The sequence below is a fragment of the uncultured Microbacterium sp. genome (genome assembly GCF_947632095.1).
GTDB lineage: Bacteria > Actinomycetota > Actinomycetes > Actinomycetales > Microbacteriaceae > Microbacterium.
In genome coordinates this window covers 1-15,140 of the sequence record NZ_CANROA010000027.1, presented here as the reverse complement: position 1 = coordinate 15,140, position 15,140 = coordinate 1, and the positions used below count along the sequence as shown (strand labels likewise).

General features: G+C 64.8%; 14 protein-coding genes. 2 read left to right on the top strand and 12 right to left on the bottom strand.

Annotated features, from left to right (window positions below; translation table 11 throughout):
* Positions 1 to 20: 20 nt before the first annotated feature.
* The 10 genes from Q0Z66_RS08355 to Q0Z66_RS08310 all read right to left on the bottom strand — a co-directional run bounded on the left by Q0Z66_RS08355 (position 21) and on the right by Q0Z66_RS08310 (position 12,457).
* Positions 21 to 893: a carbohydrate ABC transporter permease gene (locus Q0Z66_RS08355; RefSeq protein WP_298040121.1), complete on the bottom strand. Its 873-nt coding sequence runs from the start codon at positions 891 to 893 to the stop codon at positions 21 to 23.
* The gene (locus Q0Z66_RS08350; RefSeq protein WP_298040120.1) at positions 890 to 1,858 is read right to left on the bottom strand and encodes a carbohydrate ABC transporter permease; all 969 of its coding nucleotides are present in this window, start codon (positions 1,856 to 1,858) and stop codon (positions 890 to 892) included. Before Q0Z66_RS08350 ends, Q0Z66_RS08355 begins: the two co-directional genes overlap by 4 nt.
* 93 nt (positions 1,859 to 1,951) lie before the next feature.
* Positions 1,952 to 3,229: an extracellular solute-binding protein gene (locus Q0Z66_RS08345; RefSeq protein WP_298040114.1), complete on the bottom strand. Its 1,278-nt coding sequence runs from the start codon at positions 3,227 to 3,229 to the stop codon at positions 1,952 to 1,954.
* Positions 3,230 to 3,495: 266 nt separating this feature from the next.
* Positions 3,496 to 5,007 carry an exo-alpha-sialidase gene (locus Q0Z66_RS08340; RefSeq protein WP_298040111.1) on the bottom strand — a complete coding sequence of 504 codons (1,512 nt, stop codon included), beginning with the start codon at positions 5,005 to 5,007 and terminating at the stop codon, positions 3,496 to 3,498.
* A 48-nt stretch (positions 5,008 to 5,055) separates the two neighbouring features.
* The gene (locus Q0Z66_RS08335) at positions 5,056 to 5,922 is read right to left on the bottom strand and encodes a dihydrodipicolinate synthase family protein (protein WP_298040106.1); all 867 of its coding nucleotides are present in this window, start codon (positions 5,920 to 5,922) and stop codon (positions 5,056 to 5,058) included.
* 70 nt (positions 5,923 to 5,992) lie between these two features.
* A complete protein-coding gene (locus tag Q0Z66_RS08330; RefSeq protein ID WP_298040105.1) occupies positions 5,993 to 7,252 on the bottom strand; it encodes an extracellular solute-binding protein in 1,260 nt (419 codons plus the stop codon).
* Between the two features lie 72 nt (positions 7,253 to 7,324).
* Entirely contained in the window at positions 7,325 to 10,006 is a 2,682-nt protein-coding gene (locus tag Q0Z66_RS08325) for an alpha-L-rhamnosidase (RefSeq protein ID WP_298040103.1), read from the bottom strand.
* Positions 10,003 to 10,824, bottom strand: coding sequence for a carbohydrate ABC transporter permease (locus Q0Z66_RS08320; protein WP_298040100.1), 822 nt, complete (start codon positions 10,822 to 10,824; stop codon positions 10,003 to 10,005). Before Q0Z66_RS08320 ends, Q0Z66_RS08325 begins: the two co-directional genes overlap by 4 nt.
* The gene (locus tag Q0Z66_RS08315; RefSeq protein WP_298040097.1) at positions 10,824 to 11,771 is read right to left on the bottom strand and encodes a carbohydrate ABC transporter permease; all 948 of its coding nucleotides are present in this window, start codon (positions 11,769 to 11,771) and stop codon (positions 10,824 to 10,826) included. The genes Q0Z66_RS08320 and Q0Z66_RS08315 overlap by 1 nt, the downstream gene beginning before the upstream one ends.
* Positions 11,768 to 12,457: a GntR family transcriptional regulator gene (locus tag Q0Z66_RS08310; protein WP_298040095.1), complete on the bottom strand. Its 690-nt coding sequence runs from the start codon at positions 12,455 to 12,457 to the stop codon at positions 11,768 to 11,770. Before Q0Z66_RS08310 ends, Q0Z66_RS08315 begins: the two co-directional genes overlap by 4 nt.
* A 225-nt stretch (positions 12,458 to 12,682) precedes the next feature.
* Here Q0Z66_RS08310 and Q0Z66_RS08305 point away from each other — a divergent pair, with 225 nt between their 5' ends.
* A complete protein-coding gene (locus tag Q0Z66_RS08305; protein ID WP_298040093.1) occupies positions 12,683 to 13,120 on the top strand; it encodes a helix-turn-helix domain-containing protein in 438 nt (145 codons plus the stop codon).
* Between the two features lie 46 nt (positions 13,121 to 13,166).
* Positions 13,167 to 13,775 (top strand): hypothetical protein, encoded by a 609-nt coding sequence (locus tag Q0Z66_RS08300; protein WP_298040090.1) that lies wholly within the window; start codon positions 13,167 to 13,169, stop codon positions 13,773 to 13,775.
* 10 nt (positions 13,776 to 13,785) lie between these two features.
* On the opposite strand, the gene Q0Z66_RS08295 is transcribed toward Q0Z66_RS08300, so the two are convergent.
* Together Q0Z66_RS08295 and Q0Z66_RS08290 are read right to left on the bottom strand one after the other, a co-directional pair.
* The gene (locus Q0Z66_RS08295; protein WP_298040088.1) at positions 13,786 to 14,211 is read right to left on the bottom strand and encodes a MerR family transcriptional regulator; all 426 of its coding nucleotides are present in this window, start codon (positions 14,209 to 14,211) and stop codon (positions 13,786 to 13,788) included.
* Positions 14,212 to 14,303: 92 nt separating this feature from the next.
* Positions 14,304 to 15,140, bottom strand: an 837-nt coding sequence (locus Q0Z66_RS08290) for a DnaJ C-terminal domain-containing protein (RefSeq protein ID WP_298040085.1), incomplete at its 5' end; no start/stop codon positions are given.

Genomic DNA, 15,140 nt, shown 5'->3' with positions numbered 1-15,140 from the left:
TCCTTGATTCATGGTCTTTGTCATCCCTTCACAGAGCCGGCGGTCAACCCGGACACGATGCCACGCTGAGCCCAGAGGAAGAAGATGATGGCGGGCAACGCGAATAGCAGTGCGCAGAGCATGACCACGTTCATCGGCGTATAGAACTGGCCGAGGAATGATGCGAGGCCGACAGGAGCAGGCCACAGCACCGAGTCCGAAATGAAGGTGTTGGCGAACATGAACTCGTTCCACCCGTCGAAGAAGGCGATCACCGCCGCCGCCGCAATGCTCGGCATGATCAACGGCAACACGATGGTCACCAGAATGCGCACACGCGAACAGCCATCGATGCGCGCGGACTCTTCGATCTCATAGGGGATCTTGTCGATGCCGCTCTTGATGATGAACATGCTGACCGGCATCACAAAGGCAGCATCGGCCAGGATGAGCCCCCAATGGCTGTTGAGCAGCCCCGCACCGGCAAAGATCGCGTACAGCGGAACAATGATGAGGGCTTCTGGCAGCATCTGCGTGCTGAAGAAGATGAAGCCTGCGATACCACGACCGTGGAACCGGTACCGGCTGAGTGCATATGCGGCCATCGTGGCCAGAATCAGGCTCAAAATCGTTGTGCCCGCCGCGATCACGAAGGAGTTGCCCAGCCAGCGCAGAATCGGAATCTTCTCGAGGAATCCGGACCACTGTCCGATATTTCCGAACTCTGGAATGATCGGTTGCGCTCCCCCGTACAACGATGCTTCGGTTCCTAGCGACGTCGCCAGCATCCAGTAGATGGGAAAGCCGGCGAAGACCACGAGAACCACAACGAGGATGGCCTTGCCGAGGCTGCCGAACCGGCTGGCCAGACCTCGACGGCGCGGGAGGGGCGTGGGAATCCGTACGGTCGTCATCGCTGACTCTCCTGTCGTTCCTGGATCTGCTCGACGATGAAGTAGATAACGGTGACCAGCAGCGAAAGGATGAGCCCGAGCGCGCCGATCGCCGCAGCCCGGCCCAGGTTCTGGTCCTGGAATGCCGTTCGGTAAACATTGACGACGAGCGTGTTTGTGGCGTCGAGGGGCCCGCCTCCCGTAATCAGGAAGATGATCTCGAATCGACGGATCGACCAGATCGTCATGAGAAGAGCAATCACCCGGATCGTCGGCATCAAATGCGGCAACGTCACCGCACGGAAGGACTGGAACCGCGTCGCGCCATCGACCCACGTCGCCTCTCGCAATTCGTGCGGGACGCTTTGGAGAGCGCTCAACATCACGAGCATGACAAGAGGTGTGAGCTTCCACACCGTCGCCAACGTGACTGCGAACAGACCATAGTCAGGATCGATCAGCCATCCATGCTGGCCGAGGCCGAGCGCACCGCTCGTGCGGTTCAGGATCCCCTGCTCGTTGTTGTAGATCCAGACGAAGATGAGCGCAGCCGCCACGGTAGGCACCGCCCACGGAATTGCAGCAATAGCGCGAACGATAGCCCGACCGCGAAACGCCGTGTTGAGCAAGAGTGCCGCTGCGGTCCCGCAGCCGACGGAGAACACCACGGTGAACAGCGTGTAGAGCAATGTCGTGGTGACAGAGGCCCAGAACTTATCGCTCTCGAGCAGGTATTCGTAATTCTCGAGGCCGACCGGTCGACCACCGGTGGGGTTCACGAGCTTCGTCGCGGTGAACGACAGAAGGACGCCGCGAATCAGGGGGAATACGGTGAAAATCGCCAAGTACACGATCGCGGGAAGCAGGAACAGGTACGCCCCGTTCTTTTCGACGAAGCGGCTGAGCCCTCCACCCTTATTCACCTTCGGTGACGATACGGGCGGTGTGCTCGTGTCCCGTAGCCCCGCCTTAGCAGTGATCGACATCTCTGTCGTCCTCTCTCAATACGACCCATGCCGCGTCGTCGCGGCATGGCAGCGGGGCGAGGAGAAGGAGTCTCCTCACCCCGCTGTCGAGCCTCAGCCCAGTTCCTTCTCCAAGGCGGCCTGCGCCTCTGCGAGCTTCGTCGCGACATCGCCTCCGTTGATCCGGAGACCCTCGACGGCCGTCAGCACCTCACGCCAGATGACCTTGCTATCGGTCTCGAAGCCCTCCACGAGCGTCGAGCTGGAGGTCTTGGCGGCCTCGAGGAACTGCGCAGCCCACGGGTTCGCTTCCTGGAACGCCGCGTCAGGCTCGACGTCCGTGGCCATCGCGGACGCGCCCAAGCCAGCGCGGATAGCGACCTGCCCCTCGTCGCCGAGCACCCAGCGAACGAAGTCCTTGGCTGCTTCCTTGTTGTCACTGTTGGCATTGACGGCCAGGATGAGCTGCGAGTTCGACCCCGCGAACTCCATCGGCAACGGCGCCGCACCGAGGTTCTGGCCGTCGATCGCGTTGCCCTCTGTCGACGTGATCGTAGTTGCCACACCAGAGTTCTCGAAAAGCATTCCGACGTTCCCCTGGCCGAACTTGGCGCGGAAGGTGGATGCGTCGTCTCCGATCGGAGCCACTCCGGATTCGAACGTCTCCAGGAAAGCTTCCACTGCCTCCACGTTCTCGGGCGCATCGATCGTCAGCGACTTTCCGTCGCTGAGCGCTCCGCCGAACCCGTAGATCCAGTTCGCCATCTCCAGCGTCCACCCGTCGAGCTCTGCCGTCTGGTGGCGGCCGGCCCAACCAGAGATGCCCTTCTTCTCGGTAATTGTCTTCGCGGTGTCGAGGAACTCGTCGAACGTGGTCGGGACCTCAAGCCCGAGCTCATCGAAAAGATCCTTGTTGTAGATCATCGTGTTGTACGTAGGACGCTCCCAGTTGAAGCCGTACTGGCCTCCTCCGAATTCGCCTGCGTCATTGGTGCTGTTGAGCGAGTCTCCCAGCTCGTTTGCGATGTCATCGAGCGGTTCGAGAACACCCGCATCGACGAGCTCGACGAACTGGCTGTCCTGCAAAACCATGACATCGGGGCCGCCTGCAGCGCCAAGCTCCGTGCTGAGCTTGTCCGCGTAATTGGCAAAGGGAATCTCCACCTTGGCGAGACTGATATCGCCGTCAGGTCCCGTGTACTCCTTGACCGCATCCCAAAGGATCGGCCCCTTCCCGTCTTCGAGGAACTGCCAGTTTGAGAAGGTGAGCTCGCCACCAGCTCCCTCTGCGCCGCCGCTTCCGCTCGTGGCGCAACCTGTGAGCAGCAAGCCTGCCGCCACAGCGATGCCTGTCGCACGCAGCACGCGCCCCCGCGTGGAATAAGTACTCATGGTCAACTTCACTGCTCACTCCTTCGTTCAGCAAGTTCTCGCAACAGTGCGATGAAATCGATTTCGCTCAACGTAGCGCGCCGCTGGAATCGATGTCAACAACTAAGCGCTACCTAGCTTTATCCGCACCCATATTTCCGATGACACCAACGAAAAACCGTGAGATAACGATTTCAGTATCTCGCCGCTTGCCAGACAAGAACCAGATAAGAGGAAAGCCAGCCGAACCACCCACAGGGGGCAGCCCGGCCGGCTCATGATGCGTCTCAGCGCCCGCGGCCGCTGACGTTCACCCACTTCGAGACGCTCGCTGCGCCTTCGCCGAACTCGTTCACGGCGACGACGGTCACTCGATAGCGTCCGGGGTGCAGGCGGTCCAGCGTCGTGCGCGTCTTGCGCGTGCCGACCTCGGCCGTGACGGTGCGCCCCGACGTCGACTCGGCGGTGACGATGTATCCGGTGATCGCTGCGTCACCGCTGTCCTTCGGCGCCTTCCAAGAGACGTCGATCGAACGTCCCTTGCCATCGACGCGGAGCGAAGAGACCTGCCCCGGAACGTCGCGCTGGGCGATGTCCGCCACAGGCACGCGCGTGAGCTGGGCATCCTCCTTGTTCGCGCCGTAGCCGATGTAGAGGTAGTCGCCCCACAGGACGCTCTTCGGGTAGCTGTAGCTGGGCTTGCGGTCGACCCGGCCCGTGTAACGGCGCGGCTGCAGGTCGGCGGCATCGCGCAGCGTGTAGCCGGCGTCGAAGGTCTCTCCGTCGGCGCTGACGAGCACCGTCAGCGGCAGGCGCTGGTTGTTGCCGGTCGGGCTTCCGACGAGGTAGGCGGTGCCATCGGGCAGATTGCCCGCACTCTGCTTCTGCCGACTGTCGGGGATGTTCGTGAGCACCGACTGGCCCCACGTCTCCCCCTGGTCCTCGCTGACCGCCGCGAGGCGGTAGAAGCTGTTCGCCTGGTCGCGGAAGATCATGACGACTGAGCCATCGGCCTGCTCGTACCAGCTCGGCTCGAGCTCGCGCGACATGCCCTCATTGTTGGGCTGGTTCTCAAATTCGCCCTGGGTCCAACCGGTCACGCCCAGCGGGTCGTCCGTGTAGAACGGCTTGACGAAGAGTCCCGGCTGCACGTGGAACGCGGTCATGATCCGGCCGCTCGACAGCGCTTTCACGTCCTGCTCGATGATTCCGTTGACGGGCTCGCCCGCGCCATCGGTCACCCGCTGCGGGTCAGACCAGTGGATGCCGTCGGTGCTGGCCATGTACTCCGTGTACCCGCCGCGCGGGTTGGCGTCGGCGGGCCACACGTTGAGGTAGGCGATGAGCGTTTCGCCATCCGTCCACCACCCGCCGTTGGAGGTGTAGCCGTCGTCGCGCGGCTCGGTCATGTGAACCGGCTCGCTCCAGGCTGCACCGTCGTCGCTCACACTGTAGGTGACGACCGTGTCGGGGGTGTCCTCGTCCCATTCCGAGGTCTGCCACTGCGCGTAGAGCTTCCCCTGGAATGGCATCATGACGACGCCATGATTGAACTTCAGGTCGTCATCACCGGGCGCGAAGATAGTGATGGTCTCCGCACTGTCGAGCTGAGGCAGCCCGACGGTGTTCGTATCCGTGAGATCGATGAGCCCCTCGGAGACGCGCATCGGCGCCTCCGCAGGATCCTCTACGGTCTCTGCATAGGCCGGACCTGCGGCAAGACCCGCGATCAGGCCGACAGCGCCCAATGCCGCAACCGCGGCGGAGCGTCGTCTTCTCTGCGATGTGGATGAGTGCAACTCTGCTTCTCCTTCGTCGCGCGACGCCCGCCAGTGGACGCCGCTTTTCTAGTGGTGCGACCCGATGGCGCGCTCCAGGCGCTCCAGGGTCGTGGCATCCGGCTCGGGGATCGGCATGCGCCGACCTCCCACCGAACGCCCGGCGAGACGGTGCACCGCCCGCATGCGCGCGGGCGATCCATCCACCGCCCCGACGACTTCATCGATGTCTTTCTGCAGTTCGGCGATGCGCGGCTGGTCCTCGGCGATGAGCGCCTCGCGCATGTTCACGAAGGGACGCGCAAAAGCGGAGGCGACGCCCGAGATGACACCGTCGGCACCGGCGATACCGGCCCGGGCGAAGTCCCCATCGGAACCCGTGTAGATGCGGAACCCCTCGGGCAGGCGCGCACGGAACGAGGAGATCAGCTCGAGCGATTCGCCGCTGACCTTCACGCCGACGACTCCGGGAAGTGCCGACAGGCGCACGATGAGCTCTTCGTCGACGGGAATCCCGGTGCGTGCTTCGAACATGTAGACGTAGACATCGAGCCCGGCGGCCTCGGCGACGACCTCTTCGAAGAAGCCGAACACCTCATTCGGCGGTGCGGGCAGGTAATAGGGGGTGAGCACGGCGATCTCGGTCGCACCGGCGGCACGGGCGCCGTCGATGAGCTGCGAGACCTCGAAGCGGCTCGCCGCTCCGACGTGCACGATGACACGCATGCCCTGGAGGACCTCGACCGACAGTCGCGCGACGGCGTTGCGCTCGTCGATCGACAGCGCCGGGAACTCTCCCGTGGTGCCGAGCACGAGGGCTCCCTGCACCGGGGAGGCGGCGACGTACTCGAGGATCTGTCGGCTTCCGTCGAGGTCGAGGGCGCCGTTCTCATCGAAGGCGAGGGGAACGGCGGTGATGATGTCGTGCGTGGGCATGCGTGAAGAACTTTCAGAAGAGAAGGGATGGATGCTGCGGGGCAGGGGCGCCTGCCCCGCAGCACGGAGATCAGCCGGCGAAGGCCTCGTCCATCGAGCGGAGCACACCGTCGGTGTCGGACTGTCCGGAGAACAGCTGCTGCACGCCGACGAAGAGCGCGGACTGCGGCTTTGCGTTCGGCCAGGCCTGGTCGGGCATCGGCGAGGTGCGGCCCTCGGCGATGATGTCCGATGCGGTCTGCATGACTTCGTCGAGCTCGGTCTCGACCGTGGTGAGCGCCGGGAGTCCGGGCGCTGCGTCGAACCAGATGCTCGTCGCTTCGGGGGTGGCGAGCCAATCGACGAAGTCGAGGGCGTTGACCTTGTTCTTCGCGCCTTCGTTGACGGCGAAGCTCACGCCGATGCCGCGCGTCAGCGTGGGCTCGCCGGAGTCGTCACCGGGGAGCGGGAAGAAGCCGAACTCTGTTCCTTCGGGCGCCGTCGAGGCGATCTGCGGGTACGAGGCGAGAACCTGCACGACGCCGACGGCCGATCCGGAGTTCACCAGGTCGTATGCCGCGTTGACGTCGGTTCCGAGCGGGTCGGGGTTGAAGCATCCGGCTTCGTCCATCTCGAGGTACTTGTCGAATGCGTCGCCCCAGCCGGAGCCTTCGAACGTCGCGGAGCCGTCGCCGAGCTTCTCGTCGAAGTCGGCGTCCTGGCCGTAGACGGTGGAGGACACGAGAGCGTACGGGATCAGCTGGGTGACCCAGTCGGTCTGGATGCCGAGGGCGAAGGCGACTTTGCCGGCGGCGGCCACATCGCTGCAGTAGGACAGCAGGTCGGTGTAGGTGGTGGGCACTTCGAGGCCGAGTTCGGCGAGGGTCGCCTTGTTGTAGATCGTGCCGACGGCGTCGAGCTTCGAGGGCAGGCCGTAGGTCTTGCCGTCGATCTGAAGCGTTTCAGCTGTGCCGGGGTCGACGTCGCCGACCCAGTCGCGGTCGGAGAGGTCGGCGAGGTAGCCGGCTCCCTGGAGCACGTCGATGGCGCCGGGGTTTCCACCGCCGGCCCACACGGTGAAGACGTCGGGTCCGGTGCCGCTGCTGAGCTGCGTGCGGATCGTGGTCTGGAACTGCGAAGTGTCGGCGACCGTCAGGTTGATATCGAGGCCGGTCTTCTCTGTGTACGCCTCGATCACGGCCTCCATGGGGCCCTGGTTGTTCGAGGTGGTCGCGATGGTGAGCGCTTCAGTGGGCTCGGTGGACGACGTCGGCTCCGACGACGAGCATGCCGACAGGGCGAGGCCTGCCACGGCGACACCGGCAACAGCGGCGATGTAACGCGATTTCATGGTGGATAGACTCCAATGCAGGAAGGGGGCGGGTGCCCCCGGGTACAGGGTGGTAACGGGATTCGCCAGGGGTTACCCGGCCGGGAACCGGAATTCGTAGGTTCCGGATTCCAGCATCAAACGGGTGTTCTGCTGGCTTCGGTCCATCAGGGTGACGCCGTGTGATTGCGTCGCTTTCTCGCCTCCTTCCGTGATCTCGGATGCTGTCGGGAGGACGACTTCGGCGCCGCGACCGGGCGGCACGGTGACCGTCCAGGCGATCTGGTCGTCGTCGCGACGCCAGGCGCTCTCGATGCGTCCCGCGGGACTCTCCAGCGCGCCTTCGGCGTGCGAGAGGAATGGGTCCAGGCGCGGTGCGAGTTCGATCCGCTCGTAGCCGGCCGAGTCGGTGCTCTGGCCGATGCCGAGGATGCCGGAGAGGAACCATTCGCCTACCGAGCCCAGCGAGTAGTGGTTGAAGCTGTTCATGCGCGCCGATTGGAATCCGTGCTCGGGCGTCCAACCGTCCCAACGCTCCCAGATCGTGGTCGCGCCGTTCTTGACGGAGTACAGCCACGACGGGTACTGGTCGTTGTGGAGCAGACGGAAGGCGAGGTCTTCGCGGCCGATCTGCGCGAGCACGGGGCAGAGCAGGCCGACGGTGACGAAGCCGGTCGTCAGGGAGACGCTTCGGCGCTCCACGGTGTCGACGAGCTTCTCGGCGACGAGATCGCGCTGGGTGTCGTCGGCGGTGAGGCCGAAGGCGAGGGCGAGGAGCTGTCCGCCCTGGGTGTCCCCGGCGACGGTGCCGTCGTCGGAGATGAACGATTCGCGGAACGCGTCAGCGATGCGATCGCGCAGCTCCGCGATCTGCTGGGCCTCTGCGTCGCGCTCGAGTACGCGCAACGATCGTGCGGTCAGGTCGGCACTGTAGGCGAAGTACGCGGTCGACAGGACGTCCTTGCGCGTTTCCTCACCGATCTGCAGCCAGTCGCCGTAGTCGTTGCCGACCTGAGCCCGCCAGATGAGGCTGGGGTTGTGGCGCTCGATGTGCCGCACCCAGGCGATCATCGAGTCGGCAGCCTCCGCCAGAACGTCGATGTCACCGGTCGCACGGTAGATGTTCCAGGGGATCGTGACTCCCCCGTCGCCCCATGCGGGTGCGCCCTCGCGCAGGTGGATGAGGTGCGGGGCGATGTCGGGGAATGCGCCGTCGTCACTCTGTGCGCTGCGCACGTCGCGCATCCAGCGGCGCAGCAGCGGTCCGAGGTCGGCCAGCGCGAGGGCGGTCGGGGCGAACACCTGGGCATCGGCGAGCCAGCCAAGACGCTCATCGCGCTGCGGGCAGTCCGTCGGGATCGAGACGAAGTTGCCGCGAAGCCCCCAGGAGATGTTCTGGAAGAGCCTGTCGAGGGAGGCATCGGATGAGGTGAACTCTCCGATGAACTCGGCGTCGTTGTGCAGCACCACCGCTTCGATGTCCTCGGCCCGCAGCTCACCGGCGTATCCCTGCACCTCGGCGAAGCGGAATCCGTGCAGCGTGAATCGCGGTTCGAAAACCTGGTCGGCGTCACCGTTGGTCCAGAACACGTCGAGCGGCTCGGCCGTGCGCAGGTTCGCCGTGTACAGCTCGCCGTCGTCGAGCACCTCGGCGTGGTTGAGCTGGATGCGACGATCCGCGGGCTGGTCGCGCAGGCGCAGCCGCACGCGGCCGACGAGGTTCTGCCCGAAGTCGACGATGAAGCGTCCGGGTTCGCGCCGTTCGACCGAGACGGCCGGAAGGCGCAGCGTGGCACGCACGCCGGGATCGACCTCGGGTGTCAGCAGAGCGAGCTCGTCGTCGACGACGACGGCATCGGACCATCCGCTGATGTCGTGCTCGGCTGTGTGCCAGGTGGGGTCCGCGCGGCGGGAGTCCTCGTACTGGCCCATGAGCATGTCGGCGTAGAGGATGTCGGAGGCGTCCTCTTTCCACCCCTGCCCCGTGGCGATCACGTCGCGGCCGCCATCGGCACGGTCGAGCATGAGCTGCGCCAGCAGTGCCGGCTGCTTGCCGTAGTGCTGGGCCTGATGGCGGCGGTCCGTGCCGATGAACCCGACGTACCAGCCATCGCCGAGCAGTGCCGCGATGCTGTTGCGGCCGGTGCGCAGCAGGGGCGTGACATCCCAGGACTGGTAGGTGATGCGGTCGCGGTACTCGGTCCATCCCGGGGCCAGCTCGTCGGTGCCGACCTTCTGACCGTTGATGTAGAGGCGGTAGGCGCCCTGGGCGGAGACGTGCACCTTCGCGCCGACCGGAACCGTGTCGAGGTCGAAGTGCCGCACGAACCGGCGCACCGGCTGCAGCTTGTTGACCGTGAAGCTGATGTCGGTGTCCTGCGGCGGCAGGGCGACCTGACGGTACACCGGGTTGCGGCCGATCCAGACGGCATCCCATTCGTCTCGATGCACGATGCCGGTGGCGAAGCCCGACGTGACGGAGGTCTCAGCTCCCGCCTCGTCCTCGATCTTCAGGCTCCATGTGAAGTCGGCGGAGGTGGCCAGCGGGGCCCCGCGATAGCGGGCTCCGACCGTGGCATCCGACTCGATCCGCCCGGAGTCCCAAACGGTCGCCGTCCCGCCGGCCGCCAGCTGCTGCATGACGGTGATGCGATACGCGACCTGGCGGGCGGCGCGACGCGATGACCGCAACCGCCAGGAGAACACCGGCGCGGCAATGATCCCCTGCGGTTCGACCTGACCATCGGCGCGCAGGGCGTAAGCGTCGAGACTCATCCCTTCAGCCCTCCTGCGAAGCCCTTGATGATCTGCTTCTGCATGAGGAAGTAGACGACGAGCACGGGGGCGACGCTGATCACGAGGCCGGCGAAGACGACCGGCCAGTTCGAGACGAACTGTCCGACGAATGCGTACAGCGCCACCGTCACGGTCTGCTGCGGGGTTCCGCTGAGGTAGAGCAGCGGAACGAGGAAGTCGTTCCACACCGTGATGGCGTTGAGGATGATGACGGTTCCGGTGATCGGGCGCAGCAGCGGGAAGACGATGCTGCGGAAAGTGCGGAACGTTCCGGCCCCGTCGAGCGCCGCGGCTTCTTCATAGTCGCGCTCGAGCGTGCGGAGGAAGCCGGTGTAGAGGAAGACCGAGAACGGCACCTGGCTGCCGGTGTAGAAGAGGATCAGCGAAGCGAGCGACCCCAGCAGACCGAGGTCGCGCATCGTCTGGTACAGCGGGATGAGGGCCACCTGGAACGGGATCATCATTCCGACGAGCACGACCCAGAACAGGGTCGTCGAGAGCTTCGACATGACGCGGGCGAGAGGGTATGCCGCCATCGACGAGATTCCCACGATCAGCACGACGCTGCTGATCGTGACGATCGCGCTGTTGAGCAGCGCCTCGGCGAGACCGGCCTGATTCCATGCCTGGATGAAGTTGTCGAACGTGGGCTTGGCCGACGGCACGAGCGGCGACGTCGCCTCGTTCGCCGGACGCAGCGACATGTTGACGAGAATGTAGACGGGGAAGACGAAGACGAGTGCGATGACGAGCATCACGACCTCGCGGGCGAAAGTGCCCTTCGAATAGCGGAACATCAGTTGGCCTTTCGCGCCATGCGCTGCTGCGCGACCGAGAAGAAGACGACGATCACAGCGAGCACGAGGGCAAGCGCGATGCCGTAGCCGAACTCGTTGAACTGGAACGCCGACTTGTACAGCAGGGTGGACATGGTCTCGGTGGACCCTCCGGGGCCTCCGGCTGTCAGCACGAAGACCTCGGTGAACATCTTGAGGCCGCCGATGATCGTGAGCATGACGTTGATCGCCGTCGCGGGGGCGAGCAGCGGCCAGGTCACCGACCAGAATCGGCGCCAGGCGCCGGCGCCGTCGACGGCCGCCGCCTCGTTGATCTCCTGCGGGATCGACTGCAGGCCGGCGATGTAGATGACCATCGAGTATCCGGCGTGCTGCCAGACGACCATCATGACGATGGATGCTCCGGCCCAGAACGGGTCGCCCAGCCAACTGGGTGCGACATCCCCGAGGCCGACGGCGCCCAGCACGGTGTTCACGGCGCCGTTGGGCGTCAGCAGGAACTTCCAGAGGTAGGCCACGACTACGGGCGTGATGACCACGGGAGCGAAGAAGAGCACGCGCAGGAAGTTCTGCGATTTGAGACCGCTGTTCACGCCGAGAGCGAGGAGCAGACCGATGCCGTTCTGCAGGATCGTGATGGCGACCGCGAAGATCAACGTCATCTTCAGCGCGGACAGGGAGCTCTGCGTCGTGAAGATGCGGATGAAGTTCTTGAAGCCGACGAAATCATACGTCTGGGACAGCCCGTCCCAGTCCGTGAAGGCCAGTACGCCACCGCGGATGGAGGGCACGAGCACTGCGAAACCGTAGAAGATCAGTGCGGGAATTGCCAGTAGCAGCAGGGACCGCGACTGGGCGACACCGACGAAGGGGCGCCGCGGACGGCGCTTCGGCGGCACTGTGGCCACCATCGTGTCGAGGGAGGTTCGTTCTTCGGTCAACGTCATGATGCCTTCGTCTCGCTGGTGGTCGCGTTCAGCGCGTCGACGGCGTGGGCCATGCGGCCCCGCGCACCGTCGAGGTGCTCGCGGAGTTCTTCCTGGAGCCGCGTGACGTCTCCCTCAGCGATGACATCGAGGAGCCGGCCGTGGTCGTGGGCGGAGGGATGCAGGTCGACGTCTTCTTCAACCGTGAGTTGCATCAGGCTCGCGAACACGGGTGCGTAGGACTCCCACACGTCGGTGAGACGGCGGTTGCCGCTGATCTCGTAGAGCAGGGCGTGAAAGCGCATGTCGGCGGCGGCGAATGCCGCAGCATCCGACCGATCGGCGGCGTCGACCATGGCGTCGACGATCGCCCGCCCAGCACGCATGTGCTCGTCGTCGATCTGCGAGACGGCACGTGTAGCGGCGACGATCTCGATGGACTCGCGCAACTCGTACAGGTCGTGGATGTCGCTGTGGCTGAGACCGACGACGAAGAATCCGCGACGGCGGGACTCGACGAGCCCCTGCCCCTCGAGCTGCCGGAGCGCATCGCGAACCGGGCCGCGACTGACGTCGTACTCCGCAGCGAGCGCGTCTTCGACCAGGTGGGTGCCCGGCTCCAGCTGTCGACGCACGATCTGATCGCGCAGGACTGCTGCGAGCTGATCTCCCAGAGCGGGCGCGCGCGTGGGTCGGATCGAAACCATAACTTCACCTCTTTGTGGACCGTTAACGAATGACAGTTAACTGGAATCGATTTCAGATGTCAAGAACGTTTCAGTAGTGCGGTAGCAGCGTTGCAAAACCCGACGCCAGCAGTGCGCGCGCACCTTTACAGCACAAAGAGAGGTGCTTACACTTATAAACGAAAGTCGAGTGGCTGCTCCTTGCAGACGAGTAGCGCAACGCCTCGACTCAGCAAAGGAATGGTCATGACTGCCGCGACTTCCACCCGATCAGCGATGACGATCACCGATGCGATACGTGCTGAAGCTGCCGACGTCGTCGAACAGGCCGGCGATGAGAGGTTCTCCACGATGATGGTCACGACGGCGACCGGCAAGACCATCCAGGTTTCGCCTGGGCTCGCCGAAGTTCTCGACGCGATCGTGCACCGGATGGAGCAGGGCGGCCGCGTTGTTCTGGAGTCGATGCCCGAACTGCTGACGACATCGGCAGCTGCTGATCTGCTCGGTGTCTCTCGACCCACACTGGTGAAGATGATCACTGACGGCAAGCTCCCCGCGGTCATGCGAGGCACGCACCGACGCGTGCGCTGGAGCGACGTCTCGGCCTTCCGCCAAGAGCGTGAAACTGAGCGTTCGACGGCTATCGGCGAGCTGCTCGAGGCGGACTTCGGCGGAGACTGACTCCCCCTCATCATCTAATGTCGGCGGCTTCACCTACCCTGGCCGGATGCGAGTACCGATCGTCTTCGCGGACGCGAACGTCCTCTATTCGAAGACGCTTCGGGACTGGCTTTTCCTGCTTCGACATGAAACCTCCGGGGAGCTGTTCACGGTGGCGAGTTCCAATGACGTCATCGCCGAGGTTCTGTACTGGATTCGGAAGAACAACACGGCTGGCCCAGGTCACCTCACCAGCCGCGCAAAGCAACTGATCGAAGAGTCGCTGGATGAAATCGTCCGCGACTTCCCCGCAGGGATGACCTTCCCTGGGGACGACGACCACGATACTCACGTTCACGCAGCAGCGATGACCTGCGGGGCCACCTATCTGGTCACGGATGACGGGGGATTTCACAGCCTCGCGGCAGCGTTGCCGTACGAGGTTCACTCTGCCGACACGTTCTTCCAACTAATCGCGGAGAACGTCCCGCAAGCCGTCGATAATGTGATCCGCAGACAGATCTCCTACTACCGGGACCGAAGCAACAACAAGACTCTCAGTTCAGCGCTCAGCACCGCGGGATGTCCCCGTTTCGCCGCGATCGTGCATCAGCATCTTCAAGCGATGAGCATGGGCGGTTCGACGTCCGGCCTGACTTCGAACGAACGACCGTGACCGTCCCTATTCAGTCCTCACTACGCCCGCCCGGCCGCCAGAGCACGACTTCGGTGGAGCGGCGCACACGGCGGCCGTTGGAGACGGGGATGACACCGCCGGCTCCGGCGGCGAAGACGCGCACGCCGGGGCGGTTCTGCCGTTCGGCGCGGAGGGCGCCTTCCAGTTCGTTGACGCGGCGGCGCAGCGCACGCACTTCGTCTTCGAGATCGAGCAGTCGCGCAATCGCGGGCAGGCTCATTCCCTCGGCTGACAGGCGCGCCACTTCGCGCAGCTGCTGAATGTTTCGGGCGGAGTATCGGCGGGATCCTCCGCGGGTGCGCCCCGGTATGACCAGTCCGATGCGGTCGTATTGGCGCAGGGTCTGCGGGTGCATGCTTGCGAGGTCGGCTGCGACGGCGATCGCGAAGACCGGGGCATCGTCGTCTTCGATCATGCGGGATGCCGTCCTTTCTGGGTGGCTGTTGAACCGGCGACCGGGGCCGGAGACGAGTGCGGGTCCCGGGCGTTTGCCCGGGACCCGCGTGATCAGGCTCGTGCCTTCGCCATCATTTCTGCACGCGGGTTCTCCTTGGGCTCTGCGGCCCGGAAGGCTTCGAGGGCCTGTCGGGCAGCATCATCCAGGTGCGTGGGAACGGCGACTTGGAGTTCGGCGAGCAGGTCGCCGGTTCCCTTGGTCGTCGTCACGCCGCGTCCCTTGACGCGCAGCACGCGTCCGGACGGGGTGCCCGGTGCGACGCGCAGCTTGACGGTGTCGCCGCTGAGCGTGGGCACTTCGATGGTCGCCCCCAGGGTCGCTTCGGTGAACGTCACCGGCACCGTGAGGCGCAGGTTGAGTCCGTCCCGGGTGAACACGGGGTGCGTGCGCACGGTGATCGAGACGACGATGTCGCCGCTCTCTCCTCCGTCGGGCGAGGGACGACCGCGTCCGTTCAGTCGAATCTTCTGCCCGTCGGCGATGCCGGCGGGGATCTTCACCTTGAACGGTCTGCCGTCTTCTCCTTGCAGGGTGATGGTGTCGCCCTGCACGGCGGTGGCGAAGTCGAGGGTGGTGCGGGCCGTGACGTCGGCGCCCTTCTGCGGGCCGCCGAAGCCGCGGAATCCGCCGCTCGTCTGGCCGAAGCGTCCGGAGCCGAAGCCTCCGCCTCCGCCCTGGTTGAACATCGAGAAGATGTCTTCGAAGTCGGCGTTCTGCCCGCCGCGTCCCTGGCCGAATCGGCTGAAGACGTCTTCGAAGCCGCCCGCTCCCCCGCCGCCGGCGGTGAAGCGAGCGCCCGAGCCCATGGCCCGGATCTCGTCGTACTCCTTGCGCTGCTCGGCATCCGAGAGCACGGCGTACGCCTCGCTGATCTCCTTGAACTTGGC

Excerpts from the sequence above, each read along its gene's own strand:
- Q0Z66_RS08355 (WP_298040121.1), bottom strand. The coding sequence starts at position 893 with ATGACGACCGTACGGATTCCCACGCCCCTCCCGCGCCGTCGAGGTCTG.
- Q0Z66_RS08350 (WP_298040120.1), bottom strand. The coding sequence starts at position 1,858 with ATGTCGATCACTGCTAAGGCGGGGCTACGGGACACGAGCACACCGCCC.
- Q0Z66_RS08345 (WP_298040114.1), bottom strand. The coding sequence starts at position 3,229 with ATGAGTACTTATTCCACGCGGGGGCGCGTGCTGCGTGCGACAGGCATC.
- Q0Z66_RS08335 (WP_298040106.1), bottom strand. The coding sequence starts at position 5,922 with ATGCCCACGCACGACATCATCACCGCCGTTCCCCTCGCCTTCGATGAG.
- Q0Z66_RS08330 (WP_298040105.1), bottom strand. The coding sequence starts at position 7,252 with ATGAAATCGCGTTACATCGCCGCTGTTGCCGGTGTCGCCGTGGCAGGC.
- Q0Z66_RS08325 (WP_298040103.1), bottom strand. The coding sequence starts at position 10,006 with ATGAGTCTCGACGCTTACGCCCTGCGCGCCGATGGTCAGGTCGAACCG.
- Q0Z66_RS08320 (WP_298040100.1), bottom strand. The coding sequence starts at position 10,824 with ATGTTCCGCTATTCGAAGGGCACTTTCGCCCGCGAGGTCGTGATGCTC.
- Q0Z66_RS08315 (WP_298040097.1), bottom strand. The coding sequence starts at position 11,771 with ATGACGTTGACCGAAGAACGAACCTCCCTCGACACGATGGTGGCCACA.
- Q0Z66_RS08310 (WP_298040095.1), bottom strand. The coding sequence starts at position 12,457 with ATGGTTTCGATCCGACCCACGCGCGCGCCCGCTCTGGGAGATCAGCTC.
- Q0Z66_RS08305 (WP_298040093.1), top strand. The coding sequence starts at position 12,683 with ATGACTGCCGCGACTTCCACCCGATCAGCGATGACGATCACCGATGCG.
- Q0Z66_RS08300 (WP_298040090.1), top strand. The coding sequence starts at position 13,167 with ATGCGAGTACCGATCGTCTTCGCGGACGCGAACGTCCTCTATTCGAAG.
- Q0Z66_RS08295 (WP_298040088.1), bottom strand. The coding sequence starts at position 14,211 with ATGATCGAAGACGACGATGCCCCGGTCTTCGCGATCGCCGTCGCAGCC.